This is a genomic window from Bradyrhizobium sp. WSM2254 (assembly GCF_000472645.1).
GTDB classification, from domain to species: Bacteria; Pseudomonadota; Alphaproteobacteria; order Rhizobiales; family Xanthobacteraceae; genus Bradyrhizobium; species Bradyrhizobium niftali.
In genome coordinates this window covers 121,155-145,790 of the sequence record NZ_AXAB01000028.1, presented here as the reverse complement: position 1 = coordinate 145,790, position 24,636 = coordinate 121,155, and the positions used below count along the sequence as shown (strand labels likewise).

General features: G+C 62.4%; 25 protein-coding genes, 1 tRNA gene and 3 pseudogenes. 13 read left to right on the top strand and 16 right to left on the bottom strand.

The annotated features are described in order from the left end of the window. Window positions 1-159: helix-turn-helix domain-containing protein (locus tag A3M7_RS48775; RefSeq protein ID WP_198033736.1), on the bottom strand; the 159-nt coding region annotated here is incomplete at its 3' end. A 112-nt stretch (window positions 160-271) separates the two neighbouring features. Beyond that, a pseudogene (locus tag A3M7_RS0121580) lies at window positions 272-1,652 on the bottom strand (ISL3 family transposase); the annotation flags it as partial. A gap of 338 nt (window positions 1,653-1,990) precedes the next feature. On the opposite strand from A3M7_RS0121580, the gene A3M7_RS0121575 reads away from it, so the two are divergent. Next, window positions 1,991-3,130 (top strand): epoxide hydrolase family protein, encoded by a 1,140-nt coding sequence (locus A3M7_RS0121575; protein WP_027545742.1) that lies wholly within the window; start codon window positions 1,991-1,993, stop codon window positions 3,128-3,130. 395 nt (window positions 3,131-3,525) lie between these two features. Then, window positions 3,526-4,956 (top strand): aminotransferase class V-fold PLP-dependent enzyme, encoded by a 1,431-nt coding sequence (locus tag A3M7_RS0121570; RefSeq protein WP_027545741.1) that lies wholly within the window; start codon window positions 3,526-3,528, stop codon window positions 4,954-4,956. A 178-nt stretch (window positions 4,957-5,134) separates the two neighbouring features. Here the strand turns inward: A3M7_RS0121570 and A3M7_RS46975 are convergent, their stop codons facing one another. Next, window positions 5,135-5,308: an AraC family transcriptional regulator gene (locus tag A3M7_RS46975; protein WP_084302359.1), complete on the bottom strand. Its 174-nt coding sequence runs from the start codon at window positions 5,306-5,308 to the stop codon at window positions 5,135-5,137. A gap of 29 nt (window positions 5,309-5,337) precedes the next feature. Here A3M7_RS46975 and A3M7_RS0121560 point away from each other — a divergent pair, with 29 nt between their 5' ends. Together A3M7_RS0121560 and A3M7_RS0121555 are read left to right on the top strand one after the other, a co-directional pair. Then, the gene (locus tag A3M7_RS0121560; RefSeq protein ID WP_027545740.1) at window positions 5,338-5,688 is read left to right on the top strand and encodes a hypothetical protein; all 351 of its coding nucleotides are present in this window, start codon (window positions 5,338-5,340) and stop codon (window positions 5,686-5,688) included. 648 nt (window positions 5,689-6,336) lie between these two features. Further along, window positions 6,337-6,413: transfer RNA gene (locus A3M7_RS0121555), tRNA-Arg, on the top strand. A 233-nt stretch (window positions 6,414-6,646) separates the two neighbouring features. Here A3M7_RS0121555 and A3M7_RS0121550 read toward each other — a convergent pair. The 3 genes from A3M7_RS0121550 to A3M7_RS44820 all read right to left on the bottom strand — a co-directional run bounded on the left by A3M7_RS0121550 (window position 6,647) and on the right by A3M7_RS44820 (window position 9,176). Next, entirely contained in the window at window positions 6,647-7,429 is a 783-nt protein-coding gene (locus A3M7_RS0121550; protein ID WP_027545739.1) for an SDR family NAD(P)-dependent oxidoreductase, read from the bottom strand. 72 nt (window positions 7,430-7,501) lie between these two features. Beyond that, window positions 7,502-8,275, bottom strand: a complete 774-nt coding sequence (locus A3M7_RS0121545; RefSeq protein WP_049823619.1) for an SDR family oxidoreductase — start codon at window positions 8,273-8,275, stop codon at window positions 7,502-7,504. A gap of 262 nt (window positions 8,276-8,537) precedes the next feature. Continuing rightward, window positions 8,538-9,176, bottom strand: coding sequence for an NADPH-dependent F420 reductase (locus A3M7_RS44820; protein ID WP_198033793.1), 639 nt, complete (start codon window positions 9,174-9,176; stop codon window positions 8,538-8,540). Window positions 9,177-9,279: 103 nt separating this feature from the next. Here A3M7_RS44820 and A3M7_RS48770 point away from each other — a divergent pair, with 103 nt between their 5' ends. Next, window positions 9,280-10,176 carry a LysR family transcriptional regulator gene (locus A3M7_RS48770; RefSeq protein ID WP_049823617.1) on the top strand — a complete coding sequence of 299 codons (897 nt, stop codon included), beginning with the start codon at window positions 9,280-9,282 and terminating at the stop codon, window positions 10,174-10,176. A gap of 530 nt (window positions 10,177-10,706) precedes the next feature. On the opposite strand, the gene A3M7_RS0121530 is transcribed toward A3M7_RS48770, so the two are convergent. Continuing rightward, window positions 10,707-11,081, bottom strand: a complete 375-nt coding sequence (locus A3M7_RS0121530) for a tautomerase family protein (RefSeq protein ID WP_027545737.1) — start codon at window positions 11,079-11,081, stop codon at window positions 10,707-10,709. A gap of 56 nt (window positions 11,082-11,137) precedes the next feature. Next, window positions 11,138-11,836, bottom strand: coding sequence for a glutathione S-transferase family protein (locus tag A3M7_RS0121525; protein WP_027545736.1), 699 nt, complete (start codon window positions 11,834-11,836; stop codon window positions 11,138-11,140). 128 nt (window positions 11,837-11,964) lie between these two features. Here A3M7_RS0121525 and A3M7_RS0121520 point away from each other — a divergent pair, with 128 nt between their 5' ends. Further along, entirely contained in the window at window positions 11,965-12,528 is a 564-nt protein-coding gene (locus A3M7_RS0121520) for a TetR/AcrR family transcriptional regulator (protein WP_049823616.1), read from the top strand. A gap of 70 nt (window positions 12,529-12,598) precedes the next feature. Here A3M7_RS0121520 and A3M7_RS44810 read toward each other — a convergent pair. Further along, a pseudogene (locus tag A3M7_RS44810) lies at window positions 12,599-13,288 on the bottom strand (DUF932 domain-containing protein); the annotation flags it as partial. 266 nt (window positions 13,289-13,554) lie between these two features. On the opposite strand from A3M7_RS44810, the gene A3M7_RS0121510 reads away from it, so the two are divergent. Then, window positions 13,555-14,811: an ATP-binding protein gene (locus A3M7_RS0121510; protein ID WP_027545734.1), complete on the top strand. Its 1,257-nt coding sequence runs from the start codon at window positions 13,555-13,557 to the stop codon at window positions 14,809-14,811. A 134-nt stretch (window positions 14,812-14,945) separates the two neighbouring features. Next, on the top strand, window positions 14,946-15,980 hold the full coding sequence (locus A3M7_RS0121505; RefSeq protein WP_027545733.1) for a PIN domain-containing protein: 1,035 nt from the start codon (window positions 14,946-14,948) through the stop codon (window positions 15,978-15,980). Window positions 15,981-15,985: 5 nt separating this feature from the next. On the opposite strand, the gene A3M7_RS0121500 is transcribed toward A3M7_RS0121505, so the two are convergent. Next, complete coding sequence (locus tag A3M7_RS0121500) at window positions 15,986-16,459, bottom strand: hypothetical protein (RefSeq protein WP_245284305.1); 474 nt, start codon at window positions 16,457-16,459, stop codon at window positions 15,986-15,988. Window positions 16,460-16,471: 12 nt separating this feature from the next. Here A3M7_RS0121500 and A3M7_RS44805 point away from each other — a divergent pair, with 12 nt between their 5' ends. From A3M7_RS44805 to A3M7_RS0121480, 4 genes and pseudogenes are all read left to right on the top strand, one after another. Further along, entirely contained in the window at window positions 16,472-17,224 is a 753-nt protein-coding gene (locus A3M7_RS44805; protein WP_245284304.1) for a LysR substrate-binding domain-containing protein, read from the top strand. A gap of 474 nt (window positions 17,225-17,698) precedes the next feature. After that, a pseudogene (locus tag A3M7_RS44800) lies at window positions 17,699-17,995 on the top strand (DUF899 family protein); the annotation flags it as partial. 262 nt (window positions 17,996-18,257) lie between these two features. Then, complete coding sequence (locus A3M7_RS48765; protein WP_156936959.1) at window positions 18,258-18,518, top strand: hypothetical protein; 261 nt, start codon at window positions 18,258-18,260, stop codon at window positions 18,516-18,518. Between the two features lie 155 nt (window positions 18,519-18,673). After that, window positions 18,674-18,862 carry a hypothetical protein gene (locus A3M7_RS0121480; RefSeq protein WP_027545730.1) on the top strand — a complete coding sequence of 63 codons (189 nt, stop codon included), beginning with the start codon at window positions 18,674-18,676 and terminating at the stop codon, window positions 18,860-18,862. Between the two features lie 116 nt (window positions 18,863-18,978). On the opposite strand, the gene A3M7_RS0121475 is transcribed toward A3M7_RS0121480, so the two are convergent. Then, window positions 18,979-19,584 carry an enoyl-CoA hydratase/isomerase family protein gene (locus A3M7_RS0121475; protein WP_245284303.1) on the bottom strand — a complete coding sequence of 202 codons (606 nt, stop codon included), beginning with the start codon at window positions 19,582-19,584 and terminating at the stop codon, window positions 18,979-18,981. On the opposite strand from A3M7_RS0121475, the gene A3M7_RS49760 reads away from it, so the two are divergent. Further along, a complete protein-coding gene (locus tag A3M7_RS49760; protein WP_198033791.1) occupies window positions 19,556-19,834 on the top strand; it encodes a hypothetical protein in 279 nt (92 codons plus the stop codon). The two genes, A3M7_RS0121475 and A3M7_RS49760, sit on opposite strands and share 29 nt — an antisense overlap. On the opposite strand, the gene A3M7_RS0121470 is transcribed toward A3M7_RS49760, so the two are convergent. Genes A3M7_RS0121470 through A3M7_RS0121450 form a run of 5 tightly spaced genes read right to left on the bottom strand, consistent with a single transcriptional unit; the run spans window position 19,808 to window position 24,611 of the window. Beyond that, complete coding sequence (locus A3M7_RS0121470; protein ID WP_084302355.1) at window positions 19,808-21,133, bottom strand: MFS transporter; 1,326 nt, start codon at window positions 21,131-21,133, stop codon at window positions 19,808-19,810. The genes A3M7_RS49760 and A3M7_RS0121470 overlap by 27 nt on opposite strands. A 41-nt stretch (window positions 21,134-21,174) precedes the next feature. Beyond that, window positions 21,175-22,044, bottom strand: a complete 870-nt coding sequence (locus A3M7_RS44795; protein WP_049823615.1) for an alpha/beta fold hydrolase — start codon at window positions 22,042-22,044, stop codon at window positions 21,175-21,177. A gap of 3 nt (window positions 22,045-22,047) precedes the next feature. Further along, window positions 22,048-23,148, bottom strand: a complete 1,101-nt coding sequence (locus A3M7_RS45905; protein ID WP_063629457.1) for a flavin reductase — start codon at window positions 23,146-23,148, stop codon at window positions 22,048-22,050. A 34-nt stretch (window positions 23,149-23,182) separates the two neighbouring features. Further along, window positions 23,183-24,211 (bottom strand): LLM class flavin-dependent oxidoreductase, encoded by a 1,029-nt coding sequence (locus tag A3M7_RS44785; RefSeq protein WP_049823614.1) that lies wholly within the window; start codon window positions 24,209-24,211, stop codon window positions 23,183-23,185. Window positions 24,212-24,254: 43 nt separating this feature from the next. After that, window positions 24,255-24,611 carry a VOC family protein gene (locus A3M7_RS0121450; protein ID WP_027545728.1) on the bottom strand — a complete coding sequence of 119 codons (357 nt, stop codon included), beginning with the start codon at window positions 24,609-24,611 and terminating at the stop codon, window positions 24,255-24,257. Window positions 24,612-24,636: the final 25 nt, after the last annotated feature.

Here is a 24,636-nt window from a genome sequence, read left to right as displayed (position 1 = left end):
CTGCACTTGCCGCTCATACTCGAAGGAGGTCTCTCCCGACCTCAGAACCTTCCGGACCGTGTTCCGTGACACCTTCAGGTCACGTGCGATCTCCTTGATCGTCTTGCCCTTGATGAAGTGCTCGCGCCGAATCCGCGCAATCGTCTCCACGACCAGCATCCTCCACCACCTGCTTTGTTACGAAGCAGGCAGCGCAACAGACCAACCTATAGGGGGTCAATTTTGGACGCCGATCCCCCGGCTTAGGGGGTCAATATTGCAGGCCGAATAACACGAGACTGGCGCGGGCACGCTCGATCCATGGAGCGAGGCCCGCGTCGGCTTTGCGCCGGATCATCAGGTGGAATTCGGCGATGATCTCGCGTGCCTCGACCAAGGTTGGCACGCCGCCTTCGATCGCCGCGACCGTGACGGTCTCCGCTTTGGTGAGCAGGTCCCGTCCGATTATCATGAGGCGAGCGATCGTTCTGGCCGGCGGAATCCTCTGAAGATTTTGGGTGTCGGCCCTTTCCGCTCGTCATCTGCGGGTTGCCCATTCGCTGATGACACGGAGCGAGCCTCGGAAGCCACGCCCTTTCAAACGGCGCCAAAGTTCAGCCCCATTGCGGCAGCCAGACGCCCACTGCTCGTCCAGCCATGGCAAGTGCACATCCAACGAACTTTGCCGGGTTCGGAACACGTCGTGACGTTCGCCGCGGACCACCTGTCGCACCAGCTTCCTGCTGTGGCCGGTCTGACGCACGATCTGCTTGATAGGTATGCCGTTCTTCGACAGAGCCAAGATGGCCGCGTTGGTCTCCTCGCGGCGTAGATAGCCCTCATACTGGAGGCGCTCAGCGGCGGTGAGTAGCTTGGAATCGATCGTGGTCGCACCGATGACGATGCGTATCTGGCGCATGGATTTGCGGACGGCATCAAGGAAGGCCCGACTGGCGTTCTCCGTCAGATGCCAACGGTCGGCGACCTGCACTGCGTGTGGCAGGGCCTTTTGCTGCTGCTTCGCCATATCCCCCGCCACGATCGCGAGCGATGATCGAGATCGTGGGATGAGCCGAGAGCCAGGCTTGAGCAGTCGCTGGTTCACGATCCGGCAGCAGGGTGACTACCCGGCGCCTTTCCAGGTTGCAGATGATGCTGGCGTAGCGGTGATTGCGCCGCCAGGCCCAGTCATCAATGCCGATGACCCTAAGCGGGTCAGCTGGGGGACGGCTACGGTGCCGAACCACCCGAAGAAGGGTATCTTTGCTCACCGGCAGCATCAGCCGCTTTGCGAAGCTTGCTGCCGGTCGTCCCCCAAGCGCCAAGCCAAGGTGGTGAACGATGGACTCCAGTCTCGCCGTGCGGCGCGCCGATGGTGGCAGGAGGCCTTCGCCGAAGCGCTCGGTGAAGATCTGACGCCCGCACAGAACCGCATCGCAGCGAAAACGGCGGGCGATTACCAGGAGCTGGACGATCCGACCCGAGAGCGGCAGATCGGTCACACGGCGCCGGTAGCGGCTATGGACACGTCGGGAGACCGTTCCGCAAGAGGGACAGAGGCCGACGCTCCCGGACGCCCGAACTACGACGATTGCCTTATCACCCTCGTAGTAAGCACTCTCTACAACAAACCCACGCGGCACCAAACTGGAGCGGTGGAGTGCCTGCTGCATGGCGCTGATTCTCCTCCAATCAAAGCGCCAGACATTCTCCAAACTGCATCAGTCAGGGCCGAATATTGACCCCTATCGACTTCCAACATTAACCCCGGCACATTGCTCCAATGCTGGCTGATCCTGCCTGTGTGCAACGGGACAGATGATGCGTCGCGTTCGTGGTGATGCCCAACTCAATGAGCACCGAGCTCCCAGCGCTGCCTGAGCGTAGCGAGAAAGTAACGGAACGAGCCGTGCCCGGCTCCGTTATGCGGTCGTAATGTTGTCAACGATTTGAGCCGGAGCGATTCCATGTCGGGAACTTCGCGCTAAACACCTACGATCGGGAGAACGTCATGGTCGCCCCCTACACCATCAACATACCCGATGAGAGGCTGGCTGTTATCGGGACCAAGCTTGCAGGCTACGATTGGAATCAACTTCCAGATGCCGGCGGATGGTCCGCAGGTGTAGGGATCGGCGATCTAAGGCGGCTCGTCGCCTATTGGCAGAACGATTTCGACTGGCGTGACGTCGAGCGCCGCCTAAACCGCTTGCCGAACTTCACGACCGACATCCAGGGCGAGCGAATTCACTACCTGCACAAGCGGGGTGACGGTTCGAAGCCGCCCGTTCTACTTCTCCACGGGTGGCCTGGCTCTTACCTGGAGTTCGAACAGCTGCTCGAACCACTTTCGTCGGACGGACATGATGTAATCGTCCCTTCCCTTCCCGGCTTTGCATTCTCGACGCCGATTACTGGGGTAATTGGCCCGCGTCGGGCCGCTAACCTCATGCACCAGCTGATGGCTGAGCTATTCGGACCAACCCGCTATGTTGTCCAAGGTGGTGACTGGGGGGCCCATATCGCGAGCTGGATGGCCCACGAGCGACCTGACGCGCTGATCGGCTTTCACATCAACATGGTCAGCGTCTTTCCCAAGGACGCGGCGGCGACATCGGTCGAGGAGAGGGATTTGATAGCCCGTCGGGCCAAAATTCTTGATTGGGAAACCGGCTATAATCATGAGCAGGAGACACGCCCGCAGACCCTGGGCGTGGCGCTGTCCGACAGTCCCGTGGGCGCGGCCGGGTGGATACTCGAAAAATTTGGCAAATGGGCGGACCTGCCCAAGCTTGCCGACGGCAGCCCAGACATCTGGAGCAAATTTTCCGAAGAGGAACTGCTCACAAACATCATGCTCTATGTCGCGCCATCGTCTGTCGTCACCGCAACGTGGATTTATCACGGCAAGCGGCTTGAAGGATCAGAATGGTTTCCACCTGGGACGCATGTGCGAGCACCGATGGGTGTCGCGGCATTCCCTGATCCCGTGTTTCTACCCACGCCGCGCTCATTCGTGGAGAAGACCTATAACATCGTTCACTGGACTGACATGCCGAGAGGCGGCCATTTCGCTGCTTTGGAGGAGCCGGGGCTGATGTTGGCCGACCTTCGCGCCTTCATCGCCACCGTCTCGGGAGAGCGCTCCTGAGATGAGAACCGCCCTTTTCTGAAGCTCGTCCCATCACGAAGATCGATCTGCTCCAAGCCCGGTTAATCGGCGCGGAATGAAAGGAGCTGCACCAAGATTGCGTCAGAGCCAATATTCAGAGCCGCGACACACGTACGAAGCGCCCTCCGCTAGGCGCTCCGCATGAATTGATCGGCTGGAGCTGCGGAGCTGTTTGCAACTCGTCGCGAAGCAACCCAAAAATGTGCGAAGGAGGCGAGCCATGATCATTTCGCGCGATAAAAGGGGAGGCACTCTGTCTCCATCGTATCTCGAGGCGATTTCCGGAAGGTTCTGGTCGAGAAGCGCAGATCATGATTTGCAGCCCGGGCTCCGCTTGGGACACCCGGCCGGAGTGAACAACCATAGAGGTCTAGATGACGCCCGAGGAATTCCGAAAACGAGGCCGCGAAATCATCGATTGGCTGGCGGACTATCATGCGAAAATATCCGACTATCCGGTCCAACCTGCGACACAGCCGGGTGACGTTAAGGCGATGCTTCCGGCTTCCCCGCCGGTAGAGGCTGAGGGGTTCGATGAGATCATCGCTGATCTCGATTCAGTGGTTCTCCCCAACATCTCGCATTGGCAACACCCACGGTTCTTTGGCTACTTTCCTTCCAATTCACTTGGCTCCGGTATCCTTGGTGACTTGGTGTGCAGCGGACTTGGGGTGCTGGGCCTGTCCTGGCAGTCATCGCCCGCGGTGACCGAGATTGAGGAGGTCACGGTCGACTGGTTCAGGCAGATGGTTGGCTTGTCGTCGGCCTGGTTTGGCGTGATCAACGACACTGCGTCGACAAGCACCTTGGTTGCTCTGCTATGTGCCCGGGAAAAGACGACGAACTTTTCGCTCGTCCGCCAGGGTCTGCAAGCGGAACTCAAGCCATTGACGATCTACACATCGGCAAGCGCTCATTCTTCCGTCGAAAAGGCGGCGCTGCTGGCGGGCTTCGGCCGTGAGAATGTCCGCATGGTCGATATCGACGGCAATTTCGCGATGCGTCCAGAGGCGCTCGAAGATACGATAACCGCGGACATTCACGCCGGGCTCAAGCCATGCGCGATCGTCGCGGCAGTGGGCGGGACCGCTACCGTGTCCATTGATCCAGTCTCTGAGATCGCTGCCATAGCGCGAAAGCACGGTTTGTGGCTCCACATCGACGCTGCCATGGCCGGGAATGCGATGATCTTGCCCGAGCTACGGTGGATGTGGGAAGGCATCGAGGGCGCAGACAGTGTCGTGATCAATGCGCACAAATGGCTCGGCGTCCCATTCGATTGTTCGCTCTATTTCGTTCGGGACGAACCTCATCTTCTCAGGGTGATGTCTGCCGATCCGAGCTTCCTCCAATCTCAGGCCGACGAGAAGGTGCGCAATCTGCGTAACACCGGTATTCCGCTCGGACGGAGATTCAGGGCGTTGAAACTGTGGTTCGCCATACGGGAACAGGGCGTTTCCGGGTTGCAGGCCAGGTTGCGACGAGACATTAGCCTGGCGCAAGATCTTCGGTCGAAAGTCGAAGCAACACCGGGGTGGGAAGTCGTCGCACCCGTCGTTCTGCAAACCGTATGTATTGTGTATCGCCCGAGGTCTGTGCCTCCGCATCGTCTCGATGACTTCACGCGCGCATGGGCGCTTGCGGTGAACGCCTCAGGCCAAGCTTATGTCACGCCCGCTACTGCGGCCGGGCATTGGATGGTTCGTGTCTCTATCGGCACGATATTCACCGAGGCGAGCGACATAGAGGCGGTCTGGCGCACGATCCAAGAAGCGGCTACCGCGCTCGTCCCAAAATTTTCGTGAATGGCCACGCAAGACTGGCGATGGCATCGTCTGCTGGACAAACGAGCGTTTGCCGCATCATCGGATCAACGCTCTGACAGAAAGCTTCAGCGGTGTCCGTCGCCTTATGGCATACAGGCAGCTCTTTATACGCGCCTGAAAAACTACGCTCAGTCTGGTCAGTTGGCGGTCGGGCCGATTACGCCGTTCCCCGGCTGCGGAAGCGCTGCGGCGGCGTTCCCTTCCATCGCTTGAACGCGCGCGAAAAGCTTGCTGTTTCTGCAAAGCCCAAAGCCTCGGCTACGGCGTCGATCGACATGCGGGTATTGTCGAGCAGATAGATAGCCCGCTGTTCGCGGACCTGATCCACCATCTGGCCCGATCATCAAGAAGATCGGGTGGTTGAACGCCGCCGTGAACCTCGCAATTGACGAGACCAAGCTGCAATTCAACCCATTCTCGCGGATTGTACCGAAGAACGATGACGAAGATGCTCGGCTTCCTCTATCGGAAGCCGACATGAAGCTTTGCCACGCTGGGCTTGGCGAACTGGACGAAGAGGATCAGCTCCTTTTTCTGGTCCTGGCATCGACAGGCATGCGCCTGTCGGAGGCGTTCGAAATCAATGAAGAATTTGAAGAACGAAATTGCAGGTACACTTTTGTCGGGATGAAGTCGATGGCGCAAGGAATGGACGACCTTATCGGGATCGTCGATTCCACAATTGTCCAGAAACCTGTTCAGCCGCTTTGACGCAGCCGGGATGCTACCCGAGAATAGAGGCCGCCGTATTCGTTTCGGTAAGCGGGGAAGCAAAACTTTAGGGAAGGGGACGCGTCTTTCGGAGGTCAACGAGCTCAGGATCGCCTGCGCGCTGCTGGCTGCCCGCAAGACTATCGGTGGGCGTTGCTTGGACACGAAAAGAAGACCGTTGCCGAAGGCTACGGCGAGGGTTTCCCGGTGCCATTGCTTCGCAAATGGATCGATCGGATCGGCGCATAGCAAAAGTCCTGGACCTTCGATCTACTTATTCGTTGACTGATTGTCCTGCTAAGACAACGACCTGACCTTCGCTCGACTACCGATACCGACATTCGCTTGAGGTGGCCATTTAAGGTGGGTTGAGCGCCGCAAGATGCGTAGGCACTGCCCTCCGAAGGCTGATGTCAAGGGTGCTGTGTTTTGAGTATGAGAAGGAAAGCCGCGTAGAGTCAGGTTGTTAGGTTAGCCTCAGCAGACCACCCAAGGCCGGTATTTTTCCGCGTAAGCACCGCGTAAGCAGCTTCCGGAAAGGCACAGCAGACTCGGGCGTAGCAATCCAGCGAGGTTGTTGAGGTTTTGAGAGTTGAATTGTCCGGTGCGTTGACCTGCGAAGGTCGGTGGGACTAGGCAATGTGAGATGCGCCCGTAGCTCAGCTGGATAAAGCGCCACCCTCCGAAGGTGGAGGTCACACGTTCGAATCGTGTCGGGCGCGCCATGCCATCTCTCAATGAGATAGAATATTTGCGGGCGCACTCGCGCCGTTCTCCATTCCCGGGATACGTGGCAGCGCCGAGGGTTTGTCGAACTGTCGTACGGTGCAAGCGCGCAGGCGGCGACTCCCGTTTGTTCTGACCAAGGATAGAATCAGCCTGCGTTGGCCGCCTCTTTGGCTCGGGTCCCGCTTGGGTCCTGATTCCCACCAGCCGGTGGCGAACCCAAGCGGGCACTTCAGCCCTGCCCAAACAACTCGAGAAAGTTCGGCTGGCCGTTGGACGCGGCCAGGCCGCCGTCAACCGGGAGGATCACGCCGTTGACGAAGCTGGCGTCGTCACTGGCCAGGAACGCGATCACGGCCGCTACCTCATCCGGCGTGGCCGGTCGGCCCATCGGCAGGCGCCCGCGGAAAGCCGACATGGCGGCCTCACTCTTCTCCAACTCTGCCGTCGCGTCGGTGCTAGTCAGGCTGGGGGCAACGGCGTTCACCCGGACGCCGCGGGCGGCGTACTCCAGGGCAAGCGATCGCGTCAGGTTCGAAACAGCACCCTTGGCCGCATTGTACCCGCTCCCGCCCCAGTCGCCGCCGAGGCCCGAGGCGGACGACACGTTGACGATCGAGCCCCTGGTTTTCAGAAGATGCGGCAGCGCCTCGCGGGTACCGAAGTAGACGCCGTCCAGGTCGGTCGCCAGCTGACGCCGCCAGTCGGCGGTGGTCAGCTCGGCAAACGGGCCGAAGATCGCGAACCCGGCGTTGTTGACCAGCACGTCGAGCCGGCCGAAGCGGGCGACCGTGTCTTCGACGAGCCGCTTGATGTACGCCTCGTCCGACACGTCCCCGGCGTGGATGAGCGATTTGGCCGCACCGATGCCCGCGATCGTGTCGCGCAGCTTTTGTTCGCGGCGGCCGTTCAGCACGACCGTTGCACCTTCGCGCAGGAACCGCCTCGCCGTGGCCGCCCCGATACCCGTCCCCGCCCCGGTGACGATGACGACCTTGTCTTCAAAACGCTTCATCATTCACTCCATGTGTTGCTCGGAATTGCCGTCGGTGGTGACAGAGCACCCGCCGTCTTCGCAAAATCAAAGTCAGAAGATCCAGTCGACCAGCAACTCGCCGCCGGAGACCTCGAGCACCGTGCCGGTGACATAGGGGTTGGTCATGAGGAAGACGGCGGCGTGCCCGACATCGGCGGCCGTCCCGAGCCGCCGGGCGGGGAAGTTCGCGCGGACCTTGGCCCGGATGTCCTCCACGGTTGCCGGGGTCAGGACGTCCCAGAAGTCGGTATCGATAAATCCGGGCCGGATCGTATTGACGCGGATCGGTGCGAGCTCCAGGGCGAGCGACTGCGAGAGGGATTCGACGGCCGCAAACGTCGACGTGACCGCGGCCAGGCCGAGCTTCGCCCGGGCCCCCGTACCGCCCGTGAGAAAGGTCATCGAACCGCCGGCCCGCAGGTACGGGGCGGCATGGCGGGCGCAGGCCCAGGTGCCCAGAAACTTGCTTTCCAAGTAGCTGCGGACGCCGCGCATGTCGGGGTCCATGAACGATCCCCAGGACCCCAGTTCCGGTCCGGCAGTGACGACGAGGTGGTCGAAGGGGCCGACGGCCTCGAACGAGGCCTGCACGGCCGCCTCGTCGCGGATGTCCAGAACGACCTGGTCAAACGCGGCCAAGTCCGGCCGCTCCTCGGCCGAGACGTTGCGGCGGCTGGCGACCGTGACGGCCGCGCCCATGGCGTGGGCGGACTGTGCGACCCCGAGGCCGATCGCCTTTTTGCCACCGACGACGACGACGCGCTGGCCGGTGAGGTCGAACAAGGGTGCCGGAGGACGTGCTTGCTCGGATGCGGGATTGCTCATGACGGGTGTCCTTTCATTTGAATAAGAGAGTCGGCGCGCGAGCGCTTCGACGGGAATAATGGTTAGGCCTGGGCGCGGTGGTCCGCCGCCGCCGCGCGGCCCAGGGTTTGCACCCACTCCTGATGGTAGCGGTACAGGAGGCCGGGATTTCTGCGGCCGACCATCTGTGCGAGGGCGCCTCGACGTCGATATCGTTCAGTCCGTAGATCGCCGGGATCTTGGGGTGGAACTGCTCAGGCCAGATGACGTGGTCGTACATTCGTCAGCCTGCCCTACCTGCAAGGTCTGCGAACACCACCGCCTGGCGCCACCCCGCAGGGCTCGTCGCCATGGCCTGGCGGAACGCGTCGGCCATCGCCTCCACCATCCACGCGGCTTCCAGGCCCCCGAGATCCACCGCGTCCAGCCCGGTCTCCGCCGCCAGTGCGGCAGCCACCGCCTTCGCCTCCACGTCGTCGCCGGCGAGGAACACCTGAGCCCCCGACGCCCGCAGCCGCTCGGGATCCTCCCTCAGCAACCGCATCACCACGGTGTTGAACGCTTTCACCACGCGAGCCCGGGGCGCGGCCGCCTGGAGCTGCTCGGCGAAGCTTGGTCCCTCGGGACGCGGTGAGGCGTAACCGCCAACGGGACCGGGTTCACGGTTGTTCGGGTCGAGTACGATCGTCCCGGCGAGCATGTCCGGGTCGGCGGGCATCACGCCGCGCGGCGTCCACAACACAACCTCGCCGAACGCCGCAGCCTGTTCCTGCGTCGTCGCATGCGCACCAGCGAGTCCCATCACCGCATCCGCCGCCCGAGCCGGGTCGCGGGAGCCGAAGGCCACCTCGTGACCCGCACGCGCCCAGATGGTCCCCAGGGTCCGCCCCACTGCCCCGATACCAACGATCCCGATGCGCATCATCGCTCTCCCGCTTCCAATACCCTCAACGTGGGGGCGCGGGGTCACGCGGGGCAGAACAAACAGTGTTGCGGCTGAAGCAACTAAATGTATCGAATGCGGCATGGACACTCTGCGCGCCGCCGTCGTCGTTCTTCGCGTTGCCGAAGCCGGCTCCTTCGCTGGGGCTGCACGCCTGCTCGGCGTGACCTCGGCCGCCGTCGCTCGGCTCGTGAGCCGCTTCGAGGCCGCGCACGGTGCGCGCCTGTTCCGTCGCTCGACCCGTACACTCTCCCTCACGCCGGAGGGGGAGCGCTTCCTCGCCGAAGTCCGAGGCCCGGCGCTCGCGCTCGCGGCGGCCGCCAGCCGTCTCGGCTCACCGGTCGGGGTCGCGGGCACGGTGCGCATAACCGCCGCCGCCTCGCTCGCCCCGACGCTGCTGCAAGCCCTGGCATCGCTTCTGGAGCGTCATCCGGCTCTGCGCGTAGAGCTTGCCCTCGACGACCACTTCGCCGACCTCGGTGGCGGCCGCTGGGATCTCGCGGTGCGGATCGCACCCCGGATCGCCGACGCCAGCCTTCTCGCCCGGCGCCTCGCACCGTTGCCGCTCGTCACCCTCGCCGCGCCCGCCTACCTCGCCAGCCATGGCGTGCCACAGACGCCCGACGACCTCGTACAGCATCGGCTGATCGGCGTGCGTTTTCCGGCGACGGGCCGCATGGTGCCCTGGCTGTTCCGTGCGCCAGGCGGCACGCGCCGTCTCCTCCAACCCGACTTCGCACTCATCGTGGACGGATCGGACGCCGCGCGCACAGCAACGGCGCTCGGGACCGGGATCGCGCAGGCTGGCTCGGAGGGCACGGCGGCGCTCCTCGCCTCCGGCGGTCTCGTGACGGTGCTCGACGCCCACGCGCCGCCGCCCTGGGCCGTGTGGATGCTGCGTGCCCCGGGGCCCGCAGGATCGGCGCTCGCTGCAGTCATGGACGCGTTCGTCGCGGCGTTTCGGCAGAAGGGGAAATGACGGCCGAGGCGATGGGCAGATCGTGGGCGAAGCGCCGGATGGCGGCAGGCTCAGCGCCTCCAAACCAGAGGGTGGTCGTCCGTGGCCTCCTGTCACCAAGCGGCCGAGATGGTGCCGTGCCCGCATTAGTTCAGGTGCGTTGCGGGACAGGCTGTGCAAGAACTCGGTTCGGCTCGCAGAGCCGAACACGGTCGCCGCGAAGCGAGGCTGCGGCACGGAATGGTCGTGGGAATGTGGGCGCACCGCCCGCTACATCGGTGGTGCGACGCCTCTTCCCACTGCGACTAGCCGAGTTTCGTCGCCGGGCATGGTCCATACGACGACGGCGGATCCCAACGACACTGTCGACCTGACAGTCGATTCGAAACACGAATTCGACAATCGGCGCGCGCGATGAGACCGTGAAGCTTCTGGGAAAACTCAGCCTGCTAAGCGGCCCGCATTCGCCACGACGGGGGAAATGCGAGCCGCCTGATGGAACGAAGGAGGCTCTGCCTCCGTCTTCACCGTTACAGTTCAGATTCAGCCGATCACCAGGGCTGGCCGTCGCCAAACGACCAGTCCTCTTTGTCTACAAAGACCATGTTGATCATGATGTCGTCTGGACGGACGGCCAGCTTGGTTTTCAACTCGTCGGCGACGAACCGGTAGAAGGCGAACTTCGTGTCTCTTTGGTTTCCGACAGTGCTGGTCACCTGGATCAGCATGAAGTCGGCGGACCGACTGAACCCGAGAAATTTGGGATCATAGATCAGGTTGTCGGCGGTGTGCTCACCGACAACCACGAAGCGATCACCGTCGGGCGCCTTGAGGACATCGATTATGCCCCTGTAGACAATGTCGGCCACGGCGGCGCGGTATTCGGGGGTTTTCCCTTGGATCAGATCGATACGTGCGAACGGCATTGCGGCCTCCTTCAGATTGAGTTTCGGATTGAGCATGGGTCGAGGGGGATGAGCGTTCAGTCCCGGTTATCGAGCTCGGGCACACCACTGTTCCGGTCGGCGTAGGCGGCCAGAAAGGCCGGCCGGCGCTGCCAGCGCTGCCAGAAGGCATCGATGTGCTCGAAGCGCTCATCAAGCGGCGTGGCGTTCACCGGAAACTTCGAGAACGCGATCGCGGTCGCCATCGTGATATCCGCGAACGTCGGCGCCTCGCCGCCCAGCAACCACTCGCGGCCATCGGCTAGATGGCGATCGACAAGCGCCGCGTGAGTCAGCGCCACCTTGCGGGAATGCTCGCCCCACGCAGGATTGCTGGTCAGTTCCAGCTTCGGCCCGAGACCTTGGTGCAGCACATGGAAGGCGGTGACGATGGGATAGAGGATGTGCACCCACACCCGGTTGTCCCACATCTGGTCGAGGCCCCGCTCGTGAGCCGTCGCACCCATGATCTTTCGACCGTCGAAAGTGTCGTCGAGGTAACGCGCAATTGCGGAGGTCTCGCTGAGGAAGGAACCGTCCGCGAGCGCCAAGGTCGGGGTCTCGCCCCACGGGTTCATCTTGAGATGTTTCCAGCCGCGCTGCTCGCCGACCGGCGACATGTCGTAGATCATTTCATCGAACCGATCGGCGATGCCTTTCTCGTGCATGAAGATGCGCAAACGCTGCGGATTGGGAAAGGCCGAGGGGGAGGTGAAGAGCTTGAGCTTGTCGGTCATGGCGAGTCTCGCTTTGTGCTGGCAAGTCACCTGCCTGTCAGATGACAGGTAAACAATTACGACTCAAAACTTGCCCCGTCAACCCCTATCTGTCATATGGTAGGTACCTTTCGAATATGGCGAGAACGATGAAAGAGAATGCGAAGGAAGCGATCCTGACGGCAGCGCGGGAAGCGGCGATGGCCTACGGCTATGGCGGCATAAACTTCCGCGATCTGGCGCAGACCGTGGGCATCAAGGCCGCCAGCATAAACTACTATTTCGCCAACAAGGCCGCGCTCGGCGAGGCCGTTGCGAAGCGTTATTGGGAAGATATCGTCCGCGACCTGGACGCGATCTCGGCTGCGGCTCAAAGCCCGATCGCCGCCTTACGCCGTTATCCGGACATTTTCCGAGCGTCGCTTGAGCGCGACAATCGCATCTGCCTCAGCAGTTTTATGGCAACCGAATATGACGAACTTCCCGAAGCGGTGTTGAAGGAGGTTCAGGCTTTTGCTGACGTCAATGTCGCTTGGCTAAGCAAGCAACTGGCCGCCGCGGAGGTGGTCAAGCCCAAGGAGAGTGAGGCAAGGGCTCGCGCCATTTATGCTGCCGTCGCGGGCGCTCAAATCGTTGCGCGGAGTCGCTCGAACATCTCGCTCTTTGACTCGCTCATCGAGAGCTATCGCGCGGCGGGCCTATTGCCAGGGTAAACTGAGCAAGGCTTCTGGCCCAGCACCGGTGTTAGCGCCGCCCGACGGCTCGCGCCAAAAACGACTCCAAGCCGGCCCGAACGGCGCTTCGATCGTCGACCAGGAAGAGGAAGACGTCCCGGTCGGAGGCATAGAGTGTTGTCGTGTCTTGGGTGACGTCGACATGGGGGTTGTAGACGCCGGTCGACCAGTCCAGCACGCCGGGCACCTTCCAGCGCGTGTCACCCGTGCCGTTGCCGGCGATCCGCTGCACGGCGGCGACCAACTCGTGGTCGTAGATGCGGCCATAGTCGGGTCCGGTGACGGCGCGCAGCTCAATGCGGCCGTCTTCAATCTCCAAAGTGTTCACCTGCTCGGCGCGATGGGACGTCAAGCCGTATTGCAGGTTGATACCGGCCAGCGGCGCGGGAAGCTGGCGTAAATAGGCGGCCGGCGCCCCGACCAGGCCGGCGAGCTGACCGAAGCTCCAATGGGTCGGCGCGATCGGCCCATCCGAGCCGGGCAGCATCAGCGCCAGGCGCTCTGCATCGTCGCGGCTCGCCTCTACCCGGATCGCCGCGCTCTCAACGGTTCGGGTGCGGCTACGCTCGGTCCGTCCATGCACGGCGGCATATAGGTCGGACAAGGAAAGGTAGCGCTCGTCGGCGGGCCTCGAAAACCATTCGGAGGACACGCGGCCGATCCGCTCGCCGCGGGTCACATCCACCTTGTAGCCGCCAGCGCGGTCGCGAGCGGCGTCCAGAATCTCCACATGGGTCATGGCTAGTCTCCATGACGGGCGCCGGAGGCCTCTCCTCCAACCTTCAACCCGTCACGGCGAAGCCGAGCCATCCTCTCACTCTAAAAGGGGGCGATGCGGGGATCTCCCCCGCAGAAGGGGGTGCGTCGGCGACCGCGGCGCCGACCAGGGGGAAGGCTTTCCCCTCCAGGCCTTCCAGATCGCGGCCTGAACACTTCCAATTAGCGGTGCCTTGACTCCCAATCAGCCGGACCCGATAGTTCCAATCTTCCGGATTCGGAGATGGCATGTTCGAGCGGTTTGTGGAGCGGCGGGCGGAGGAAGCCCTTTCTGATACGCCAGTGGTCCTGATCGTAGGCCCGCGCCGTGCCGGCAAGACCACGCTTGTCCGAAAAATGGGAGAAGCCGGGCGGACCTATATCACGCTCGACGATCAAACGGTCCTCGAGGCCGCCCAGTCCGATCCCGCCGGCTTCATCCGCGGCCTCGACCGGGCCATCATCGACGAAATCCAGCGCGCCCCTGACCTGCTGCTGGCGATCAAGAAGACCATCGACGAGGACTATCGGCCGGGTCGCTTCCTGCTGACCGGCTCGGCGAATGTCCTGACTTTGCCGCGGGTCGCCGACAGCCTGGCCGGCCGGATGGAGACCATCCAGATGCTGCCGCTCGCGAGGGCTGAGATCGAAGGCCGGACGCCGACTTTCCTGGAGCATCTCTTCGCAGGAAAGCTCTTGAGCCACCGGGAGGCAATCCTGGGCGACGATCTTGTCCGGATTGTCCTGCTCGGCGGTTTCCCCGAAGCGATCAGCCGCGACAGCGAGCGCCGGCGGCAGGACTGGGCGAGATCCTATCTCACATCGGTCCTGACGCGCGATCTGCGGGATGTGGCTGATGTCGAGAAGCTGACGGAATTTCCGAAATTCGTAAGGCTGCTGGCCGAGCACTCCGGCCAGTTGGTCAACTATTCGCAGTTCGGCGCCGGCATCAACGTCAGCCACAAGACAGGGCAGCGTTATGTCGGGCTGCTTGAGCAGGTGTTCCTGATCGCGACGGTACAGCCGTGGTTCACCAATGCGCTGAAGCGCATCGTGAAGACGCCGAAGCTGCACTTCCTCGATTCCGGCCTGCTAGCGACTGTGCGCGGTCTTTCCTTCGACAGGGTCAAGGCGGATCGCGGCACGTTCGGCGCGCTGCTCGAAAGCTTCGTGTTCGCGGAGGTTCTGAAGCTGATGACGGCCTCGGACCTGCGGCTGACGCCGCACCATTTTCGGGATCGGGACGGGCGCGAGGTGGACATCGTGCTGGAACGCGATGACGGGATGATCGCAGGCATCGAGGTCAAGGCGAGCGCGACGGTCAAAGCCGGTGATTTCGGCGGCCTGCGGGCCTTGGCCGAGGCTTGCGGAGACCGCTTTGCCTTTGGCGTCGTCCTTTACGACAGCGCGGACGTCGTGCCGTTTGGCGACAGACTGGCGGCGGCGCCATTGTCGAGTCTTTGGAGTGGAACGCCACGGACGAACAAGACGGACAAATCAAGATAGCCGCCGGGAAAGGAGGAAACGATGCTCAGCAAAGAGTCAGAATGGCGGAGATGGGAACCGCATATCCGCGCGCCGGGGACAACCTCGGTCTGCGGTGAATCTCGTCCCGGGGCGCACGTAGCGGATTGGTGCAAATGACCCTGAACCTGTTGATCGACACATCGGTCTGGCTCGATCTCACCAAGGACACGCGGCATCTGCCACTCCTCGATGCGCTGTTCGCGATGACCGAAGCGCGCGAAGTCGCGCTTATCCTGCCGCAGATAGTGGTCGACGAATTCGCCCGGAACCGCGACCGCGTGATGGCGGACAGCCGGCGCAGCCTATCCAGCCATTTCAAGCGTGTGCGGGAGGCGCTCGAGCAGTTTGCTCCGGAAGATTGTCGGGAGGCTGCGCTTAAGCAGATCAACGAGGTCGATCACCGGATCGCAACCGGCGGCGAGGCAGTGAACGAAGCTGTCGGACTTATCGAAAAGCTCTTTGCCACGGCGGCACCAGTCCCAATCAGCGAGGGCATCAAAGCGCGCGCTGCGGACCGAGCCATCGCGAAAATCGCTCCCTTCCATCGGCATATCAACGGCATTGGCGACGCCGTGATCATCGAGACCTATGTCGATGCGTTGGCCGGTCGCACCAGCGAGGAGGATGTCTTCGCGTTCGTAACCCACAATATCCACGATTTCAGCCAGAAGGGCGCCGATACGCGCCTCCCGCATGCTGACCTTGCGGCGCTGTTCGACGGGATTGGCTCTCGCTACTCAACCAACCTGGGTGCGTTGCTGGGAGAGTTTGCAAGCGACCTGATCGAGGAGATCACCTTCGATCGTGAGTATAGCCAGGAGCCCCGCAAACTGTCGGAGCTGGTGGAAGCCGAGCACAAGCTATTCAAGCAGATCTGGTACAATCGGCATTGGAACCGCCGGGTGGAAATCGAGGAGGGCCGCGTTAGCGTGGTTCCTGAAGCGGAATACGATCGGGTCAAGTACAGAGCCGATCAGATCCTTGACACAATATGGGAAGGGGCTCTGGCTGCGGCTAAGCGGACCGAGGAGGAGCTTGGACCGGACGACATCGGGCCTTGGGATGACTTCGAGTGGGGGATGCTCAACGGTAAGCTGTCGGCGATCCGCTGGGTGCTCGGCGACGAATGGGACATGCTGGATACCTGAGATGCTCAGGCAGGCGGGTCACCCCGGCCAAAATCGTCCATCCTCTTTGGCATCCGCAGGTGCGTGACCGATGACAGGACGGAGTTCGCCCACATCGCGCTGCATTCGACGTCGCCGTCGCGCTCAAACCAATGCGTCGCCCCTGGGATCAGGTCGAATGGAATGGGATGGGTGGCTTGGGGGTTGTGGTACACCTCAAGTTCTTGACACCAAGCTTCGCCCCAAGGCCACAGGGCGTCGTACTCTGCGCTTCCCACTTCCAGCTCGAAATCGATGGGCTCAAGAGCGCCAGGTGTTCTATCGAATAATATTCCGCGCCGGATCATCGAGAGACCTGGCGGACGCCATCCGGCCAGAAAGCCCATGCGGTTGAACTTCGCCAACGTGCCGGCATTGCTGAAGATCACGGCAGACAATTGAGCTAAGGCCGGGTCGCGATGAGCCTCGGTGCGCCGTTGCTCGAACGCTCGACGCGTCACGTCAATCTCACCATGACCGGCCGCGACTTTCTGCCGAAGGTGCGCCGTCTCATCGACGAGTTCGAGACCTCGGTGCTCGCCATCCATGATATCGGCGCGCGAAGTTCAGGCCTTGTCTCGGTGGCCGCGGTGCCGACGGCGGTGTTTTATTTCCTGCCGCGTGCGATCGGCCGTTTTGCCGAAGCGTATCCGCGTATTCGCATCCGGATTCTGGACATCGGGGCCAATGAGGGATTGGAAGCGGTCGCGCGCGGAGAAGCCGACTTCGGCATCAATTTCATCGGAGCTTCGCATGCCGAAATCGAATTCGAGAAACTGGTTGAAGATCCTTTCGTCCTGGCCTGCCGCCACGACCATCCGCTGGCATCGCGCAAACAGGTAAGCTGGTCGGAGATCGTATCGCACCGGGTTATTACCGTCGGCCGCAACAGTGGCAACCGCGCATTGATAGACAACGCGCTGGCGCGACACGGCCTGCAACTGAACTGGTCCTATGAAGTTGCTCACCTCTCCGGCTCGCTCGGTCTCGTCGAAGCGGGACTGGGCATCGCCGTACTGCCGAGGCTCGCGACACCGGCCGCCGGCCATCCGATCATTCACACCGTCAGGTTGACGGAGCCGGACGTGTCGCGGACGATCGGAATCGTGCGCAGGCACGGGTCGACGCTTTCCCCTCATGCCAGCCAATTTCTCAAGATGCTCCTCGAGGCGTGGCGCTCGCCTTCCCGGACGCCCAGTCGAGACAGGCCGCGGCGCCGCTCGTAAGGCTCCAATCGCTCCAGGAAAGCCGCTGGGGCGAGTTGTCCGATTCGTTCGCTGCGCTACGCCAATTTGCGATGGCCGCCTGACAGCACCTGCTCGGTTGGGCCTGCGCAATGTATGTTCTGCTGGAAGCTAGCTAAGAGAGCAGCAACATGTTTGATGAAACACCACGCCTTTAGTTCATTCTCTGTGCGGCTTCCGAATTCCGTTTCCAAACGGGCCCGAAGACTGCGGGCGAGTTATCTAACCAACTCAGCAGCTTGTGCTGGCTGGGGCGGGAGGGATCGAACCTCCGAATGGCGGAATCAAAATCCGTTTGAAGATTGAACGATTCCAATGAGCATTTGGAAAAATTCGCCAAATTCGCCTCTTGTGATATCAATTGCTTAGTGGGCATTTCCAAACGACAGAGCGCCTCAGCGAGCGCAGACGCTTCCCGATGGTTTGACCGCTACGAGATCAGCGCGCACAAGGTGCGCCGAGGCGCCGATCGCGCGGTTGATCGAGGCAAAGAGAACGCGTGGCTGGACACGACACAAAGTCTTCTCTGACATCTCCGGCGATTACACGCGCGACTACGTTAGCGCCGACGATGCCGATGTGCCCGGCTACAGCGTGTTCACGCAGCGCGACGGCACGATCCGGCATTTCTGGTCCGGCGAGATGAGCGCCACGATGGCCGACCCCCAACAGGATCCACGCGGCGCGCCCGACCTCGATCCGCTCTGGACGATCCTCGACACCACGCCAGACGGGCGCGGCACCGACTGGTAACCTTAAGACTGCGCTCACCGGGTTCTTGGGGCCGACTAGCGATCGCACGTCGACCGCAATTCGGCGATCAAAGGGGTATCCCTTGCACTGTGGCCCCTCGGCCAATGCTCTCCGGGCGGTCCGGAGCTTTCCCGGGGTTTTCCCCGTTGTCGTCATTCGGTGACCTTGACCAGGATCGCTCCGTCAGGCGCATCTTGGGATGCGGCCGAGCGAAATTGGCGTTCGTCGCGAGCAAACAACAACCCGTTGAGGAGATGGATCAATGTCGAAGCGACGAAATGGGAAAGTTAAGTATCTGGTGATGACGGTCCGCAGCGACGACCGCGGCGAAGATGCATGGCACATCATTGACGGTCGACGTGTGCTGTCGACCGGACTTGCACCTGACGAGCATGTGGCGGCACGGCGGGTCTTTCGAGATTATCAGGTCGACAAGGAACAGAAGCGGGCCAAGCCCTCGCGACCGCACAAGGACAGATCCGGCAAAGCGCCTGTCAGACGAGCGGCTCGCGCGCCTCGGTAGCGCGCCATCGCGCTCAGGACTGTTTCGCGCGGCCATATCCAGGCTCAGTTCAATGATGATGAGCATTTGCGGGCGTTCCGATATCACCCTCAAATCTGACGGCCAGCAGCCGACGTCACGACATCTGAACCAGCGCTCGCCGATGCAGGAAACGAATGGTCGCGCGGTGGGGCGGCATCGACGCCATCGACAACACCGCCGGCATCAATCCGAAGGTCCGAGTCTCCGACGAGGGCGAGAACGAGCTAGATGAAATGTGGCGCGTGAACGTCAAGGGTCCCGGATCATCAATCTGGGATCCCTCGCCGGAAAGCGCGTGGGAAGCAACGTTGGCTACGCCATGACCAAGTTCGCCGTGGTTGCATTCACCCACTAAATCGCGCACCTTCGCTCGCCAATTCTTCCTCGCGATCCGAAACGCTCGGACAGACAGAGAGGATTCCGCGCCTCGCGGACGTCTTCACCGGCCGGTGAAGGCGACCTTCGGCGGTTCGATTCCCTGCTTGATAGCCTCGGCGCGAGCCGTGCGGCCGCGTCGCGCATCCTCCGAGCTGTGAAGCGCCATCGTAACGTCCAGGATCACCGCGTCGGCGGACGGAACGCCGCCACCCGACCACGCCTTCAACAAGGTTCGTATCGCCGCATAGGATCGCGTGGGGCCCGTCGACAGGCCCTGCGCGAATTTGAGCGCCACCGCCTCGACTTCCGCTGCAGGCACGACCGACGCCGCGATACCCAACTGGCCGGCGGTGACACCCGACATCGGCTCGCACAGTATGGTGTATCGTGCCGCGCGCGAGCGGCCGATGCGTTCGGCCAATCGTTGTACTGCGCCGGCGACCGGTGCGGAGCCAACCGAAGCCTCAATGCAACGAAACACCGCGTCTTCGGCCACAATGATGAAGTCGCAGGCGAGAGCAAGCTCGAAGGCCCCGCCAAACGCAGCGCCACGAACGGCCGCGACCGTCGGGATCTGCAAGGCTTCGAGAGCGCGGAACGACTGATTGCATTCGGCGATGAAGGTACGGAATTGATTGGTGTTTTTCTCCAAAATCGAGCACGTCACCGCCCTGGCTGAAATTGGGACCTTCCGCCCTGATCAGCAGCGCCCGGATGTCGCTCTCGCTGGCTTCGTGAACGGCCTGCTTGAGGTCGTTCGAGAAGGCCGAAGCGATGAGATTCTTCGGCGGGTTGGCCAGCACGATGTGGCCGACGGCGTCCGTCTGCTCGAATTTGATCACTTGCATTTCAACCTCCTTGGAATGTGTTTGATCAAAGGTTCGTTTCCCCTAGGCCGTCTCGCGCGCCAGCGATGAAACAGTGTCGCCCGGTCGCAGCTGCCAGTACACGACGAGGAGACACACTCCGCCGAGCGCCGCCAGCGCACCGCCGACGGTCGAGAGGGCCGAACCCAGAGCGCCCTGGAAGAATTGCTCGGCGACGACGGCCACCAGCGTCGGCGCGATTGCTGTTCCCGTAATACCGACCCAGGCGAAATGGACCGCCGTGATCTTTCCAATCGCGGCTCCGGACGACAGATGCACGATTGTCGATGTTCCGATGGTGAAGAGGCTCGCTGCCAGAAGATTGAAAATGGCGAGCAGAACCCAGACCGAGACGATGGATCCCGCGGCCGGAACGAAGACCGCTGGAAGGAAGATCAGCGCGGAGATCGCTACGCCGAGGGCCGGGACCGCCGCCAATCCGAATCTGCGATAGACCGCGTCGACGAGAAATCCGGCGACGAACTGGCTGGCCGTGCTGAGAAACAGGACAATGAGACCATAAGTCAGGCCGATCTCGCCGGCCGGGATCTTCCACACCCGCCCGAGAAAAGCGGGAATCCAGGACGAGTACCCCACCGACAACATGATCGTTGCGGCGTTCGCCAGAAACAGCGGGGCGAAGACGAACCACCGATCGCGAACAGCTTCGAAGGCGTCCTTGAGCGCGATGGGCTTATCCTTGCCAGCGGACCGCCGCGCCGGCTCCTTGAACGTATAGACCAGCACGGCGACCGGCAGCGCGATCGCGCCGCACGCGATCAGAACGAGCTGCCATGAGCGAACCGAGACTCCCAGCAAGGGAAAAACGTAGCTCCCGCTCTCCCCCACGAAGTGCAGAATGGCACCGCCGCCGAGCAGCGCCAGCCCGCCGCCGATGCTCGCCCCCATGGCCCAGATCGCGACGGCACGCCCGCGAAAGCGGGGATGGAATGCATCCCTGACAAGCGACATGCTCGAAGGCCCGCAGGTCGCTTCGCCCGCTCCGACACCGCAGCGACCGAGAAAGAGGCCCGCGTAGGTCGTGACGGATCCGCCGAGCATCGTCGATATCCCCCACGCTGCAATGCCCGCGGCCAGGATCCGCCTGCGCGGAAAGCGATCGACGAGCATGCCGACGAACCAGCCTCCGACGGCGTAGGTGATGATGAATGCCGCCCCGATCAGGAAGCTCATCAACGTGTCCGATATTTGCAGGTCGCGCTTGATCGGCTGCACCAGCAGCGGCAGCGCCGCGCGATCGATGAACGCAACGGCATTCACGAGACAGAGGACGCTCACCAACCACCAATGACCCGGATTGGGCCGCTCTGCTTCCTGTCCAGCGTCCATGTTTCCTTCCCCGGTGCAGTCGCACCTGCTTTTCTTCTTACCTAAGCTGCGATCTCGCGGACGACCGCGTTGAATTTCGAGGGAGCTTCGAGCTTGAGAATGTGCCCGTAATCCTCGAACAGTTGCGATGTCGACCAGGGTGCCGCAGCGAGGAGCCGCTCGGCGTGATCGCGATATGGCGCGACCTGGTCGAGAGTGCCGGAGAGGATGGCAATGGGGCACCTGACCTCTGGAATGATGTCCGGCGTGTAGGCCGTGAACAGCGAGCGGATCGCCTGCCGCCAGCCGTCAGTAGTCATCCCATCGCGCAAGCGCTCGACATGCTGCCTGACCTGAGCCGGCGTATCCGGCGTGAGCAGCCTGTTCGCGATCGCAGCGCGTGACACCAGGACGTCGACATCCGCCATGCCCAGCCACGCATTGAGCTCGGCATCGCGGGCCTCGCCGGTGATGTGGCCCCTGGCGACGTTGGGCGCCGAAAGAACCAGGCTGCCGATCAGCGCAGGATAGCGTCGCGCGAAGGCCAACGCGACGACGCTCCCCCAGGAGCTGCCGACCAGAACCGCCAGCCGTCGTATGCCGAGCGCACGCAGCAAACCTTCCAGCGCGTTTACGTAGTCCTCGATGCCGGCGTCCTGCCCCTGGATCTGTGAGCTGTCTCCGAAGCCGGGGGCATTCCAGGCGATGACGCGAAAATCACGCGATAAGCCGGCGAATTGGGCGCGGTATCCGGCCGAACTTGAGCCAAGTCCGTGAAGCATCAGCGCTACAGGCTTGTTTGGATCTCCGGCGGCGCGATATTCCATCTTGCCTCGCTGCCCGGAGAAGACCGTTGACGCAACGTCCGCCTGGGTAAGCGCGGGCAAGTCCTGCGCAAGCAGCTCGGCATCGAGCGGGGACAATTCGGCCATCGCTCAAGCCCCAACCGCAAGCGGGAGGCGCTCGGCGGGCTCGCGAGAATTCTCCGCCTCATAGCCAAGTCGTTGCGACAAGTCTTTTGCGGTCTCACGCAAGGCACCGGCGAACTCCCCGTCGAGATCGGCGCGAAACCGACTTGCCTCACCCACCGCGGTCAGGGCCAGCACAGCGCGGCCATCCGCATCGAGCACGGGCGCGCTGAGGGCGTTGATGAGGGTCTCGCTGCGGTAGAAGGTCTCCAACCCCTGTCTGGCGAGACCATGCCGGCGCACTTCCGCGAGGCGCTCGTTCCAATCGCCCTCTCCGGACGCCGCATCCTGACCCGGCAAGGCCGTTTGGGCGATGGCTTCGGGAGCAAGCTGGGCGGCAAAGGCCAGACCCGTCGCCGTCGATGTGACGGGAAGGATCAAGCCGACGGGAAGTGCTTCGCTCACCGGAGCGGATGCCGGCTCCCAATGGGTGATCGTCGGACCATGGGCGCCCCAGACGGCAAGCGCCATGGTCTCGTCGAACCGTCTGACCAGGCGCTCGATCGCACGCGTGCCGAGCCGCATCGCAGTGAGTTGGATCTGCTTGCGATCGGGCGACAGTTTGGTGTCGGCCAAATCGTGGGGATCTGCCAGCAGATATCGACCGTTGCCGAAGACGAGCGGCTTCCTTTCCGATTGATCGATCGCAAGCACCTCGCCGACATAGATCGTGTGGTCGCCGCCGGGAACTCGGGACACGACCCGGCATTGCAGCCTGGCGCTGCAATCGCGAAGCAGCGGCACGCCGCCTGAACCGAGATCAACATCGATGCCGGTGAACTTGTCATGCGAGGATTTCGCGAACCGCTTCGACAGCTCGATCTGGTCCTCGGCAAGGATGTTCACGGTAAAGCGGTCGGCCTTGAAGAATGCCGGGTGGCTGTGACTCTTGACCGCCTGGCTCCAGAGAACCAACGGCGGATCGAGCGAGACCGAGCTGAACGAATTGGCGGTCACGCCGTGGAATCTGCCCTCGTCATCTGTCGTCGTCACCACGGTCACACCGGTGACGAAGGTTCCGAGCACGCGCCGCAGATCGCGGCTGTTCAACAGAGGAGCACCAGACATTTTCCACCTCCTTGCGTTCACCTGTTTTATGCACTCATGCGGCCACTGTTTCGGCCGCCTTCACCGCAGGCATGACGCTCTCGGCGAAGCGGCGGATCGAGGCCGCAGCCTCCGCATGCGGCATGGTCCCGAACATGAAGCTTCCGATCACGTAGTTCAGTCCGCCGGACGCGACCTGGTCGGACAGGATTTGCGTCACCATTCTGGCGGAGCCGGCAATCGCATGGCCGGATTCGACGAGTTGATCGAATGAGGGGGGCAGCTTGGCATTGACCGGCTGCGTGCCATGCTTGCGCCAGAGCTTGATGAAATTGTCGTAGAATGACGGCCAGGCCTTTCGACCCAGCTCGTGGGCGTCGCGATCGGTCTCACCGACGATGATGTAGCGATTGACGCCGATGAGGGGCGCGCCCCTGCCCTGCGGACCGGCTGCGGCCATCTCCTCGCGATAGCGATCGGAGATCGCGCGCACGCGGGACACTTGGCCGCCGCAGACCACATTCACACCGTTGCGCGCCGGCCAGACCACCGTGTCCGGCGAGCCGACCGCGTACCACATCGGCGGATGCGGGCGCTGGAGCGGCTTCATTTCCACCGCGTAGTCGTTCAGATTCCAGAACTCGCCTGTCGTCGTGACGGAATCCTGCGTGAAACAGCGCTGGATCGCGTCGAATGCCTCCGCATACATCTTCGCCGCCTTCGCGGAGTCGATCCCGAGCGCGTCGAGCTCGTGCGGCGAGGCGCCACGGCCAATCCCGAACTCGAATCGCCCGCCGCTCAGATGATCGAGCATGCAGATCTCTTCATAGAGACGTGCGGGATTGTAGGTCGGCAACAGATAGACCAGCGGACACAGCCGCAATCTCCTGGTCCGCTGCGACAGTGCCGCCATCCACACGCTGGGCGACGGCGTCGTGCTGAGCGGAGTGCCGTGGTGCTCGCTCATATGGAAGCAGTGGAAGCCGAGCCGATCGTAGAGCTCGGCAAGTGCAAGCCGGTCCTCGTACTGCTCTGCCGGCGGAAGACCGGAGCGGTCGTTCTGATCGAAGACACCGAATTTCATGGGTGGATCCTTGTTGGGATGAATTGCTGACGCTTGGCGGCACCTAGCCGCCTTGCCGGATGTGGATCTGGAACAGATTGTTCTCGGGGTCGGCGAACGTCGCGACGCTGCCGTGCGAACCCATGTCGCGGTTCGACAAGTGCAGCCCGCCGAGCCGCTCGATCCGCTGCGCGATCGCAGCCATGTCGGCCGCGCCGAAAACGACCACGCTCCCGCGCGCGCCCGTGGCCGCTTCGGATGGTGAGCTCAGCGCAAACGCGAGCTGCCCGGCCTTGAACTGGCACCAATTGTCGCGATCCCGGAAAGCTAGCGGAAGCTCCAGCGCCTCGGCGTAGAAGGCCTGCATGAGATCCATATCGTTGGCGACCGTGTAGACGCTGCGGATGGCACCAAGGGGCATTTTCGTGTCCTCCGTAGATATTCAA

Excerpts from the sequence above, each read along its gene's own strand:
- A3M7_RS0121525 (WP_027545736.1), bottom strand. The coding sequence starts at position 11,836 with ATGACCGACAAGCTCAAGCTCTTCACCTCCCCCTCGGCCTTTCCCAAT.
- A3M7_RS0121550 (WP_027545739.1), bottom strand. The coding sequence starts at position 7,429 with ATGAAGCGTTTTGAAGACAAGGTCGTCATCGTCACCGGGGCGGGGACG.
- A3M7_RS44795 (WP_049823615.1), bottom strand. The coding sequence starts at position 22,044 with ATGGCCGAATTGTCCCCGCTCGATGCCGAGCTGCTTGCGCAGGACTTG.
- A3M7_RS0121450 (WP_027545728.1), bottom strand. The coding sequence starts at position 24,611 with ATGCCCCTTGGTGCCATCCGCAGCGTCTACACGGTCGCCAACGATATG.
- A3M7_RS48770 (WP_049823617.1), top strand. The coding sequence starts at position 9,280 with ATGGACACTCTGCGCGCCGCCGTCGTCGTTCTTCGCGTTGCCGAAGCC.
- A3M7_RS0121570 (WP_027545741.1), top strand. The coding sequence starts at position 3,526 with ATGACGCCCGAGGAATTCCGAAAACGAGGCCGCGAAATCATCGATTGG.
- A3M7_RS0121480 (WP_027545730.1), top strand. The coding sequence starts at position 18,674 with ATGGTCGCGCGGTGGGGCGGCATCGACGCCATCGACAACACCGCCGGC.
- A3M7_RS48765 (WP_156936959.1), top strand. The coding sequence starts at position 18,258 with ATGTCGAAGCGACGAAATGGGAAAGTTAAGTATCTGGTGATGACGGTC.
- A3M7_RS0121520 (WP_049823616.1), top strand. The coding sequence starts at position 11,965 with ATGAAAGAGAATGCGAAGGAAGCGATCCTGACGGCAGCGCGGGAAGCG.
- A3M7_RS46975 (WP_084302359.1), bottom strand. The coding sequence starts at position 5,308 with ATGGTGGATCAGGTCCGCGAACAGCGGGCTATCTATCTGCTCGACAAT.
- A3M7_RS0121505 (WP_027545733.1), top strand. The coding sequence starts at position 14,946 with ATGACCCTGAACCTGTTGATCGACACATCGGTCTGGCTCGATCTCACC.
- A3M7_RS44820 (WP_198033793.1), bottom strand. The coding sequence starts at position 9,176 with ATGCGCATCGGGATCGTTGGTATCGGGGCAGTGGGGCGGACCCTGGGG.
- A3M7_RS0121470 (WP_084302355.1), bottom strand. The coding sequence starts at position 21,133 with ATGGACGCTGGACAGGAAGCAGAGCGGCCCAATCCGGGTCATTGGTGG.
- A3M7_RS44805 (WP_245284304.1), top strand. The coding sequence starts at position 16,472 with ATGACCGGCCGCGACTTTCTGCCGAAGGTGCGCCGTCTCATCGACGAG.
- A3M7_RS0121530 (WP_027545737.1), bottom strand. The coding sequence starts at position 11,081 with ATGCCGTTCGCACGTATCGATCTGATCCAAGGGAAAACCCCCGAATAC.
- A3M7_RS45905 (WP_063629457.1), bottom strand. The coding sequence starts at position 23,148 with ATGTCTGGTGCTCCTCTGTTGAACAGCCGCGATCTGCGGCGCGTGCTC.
- A3M7_RS0121575 (WP_027545742.1), top strand. The coding sequence starts at position 1,991 with ATGGTCGCCCCCTACACCATCAACATACCCGATGAGAGGCTGGCTGTT.
- A3M7_RS0121510 (WP_027545734.1), top strand. The coding sequence starts at position 13,555 with ATGTTCGAGCGGTTTGTGGAGCGGCGGGCGGAGGAAGCCCTTTCTGAT.
- A3M7_RS44785 (WP_049823614.1), bottom strand. The coding sequence starts at position 24,211 with ATGAAATTCGGTGTCTTCGATCAGAACGACCGCTCCGGTCTTCCGCCG.
- A3M7_RS0121545 (WP_049823619.1), bottom strand. The coding sequence starts at position 8,275 with ATGAGCAATCCCGCATCCGAGCAAGCACGTCCTCCGGCACCCTTGTTC.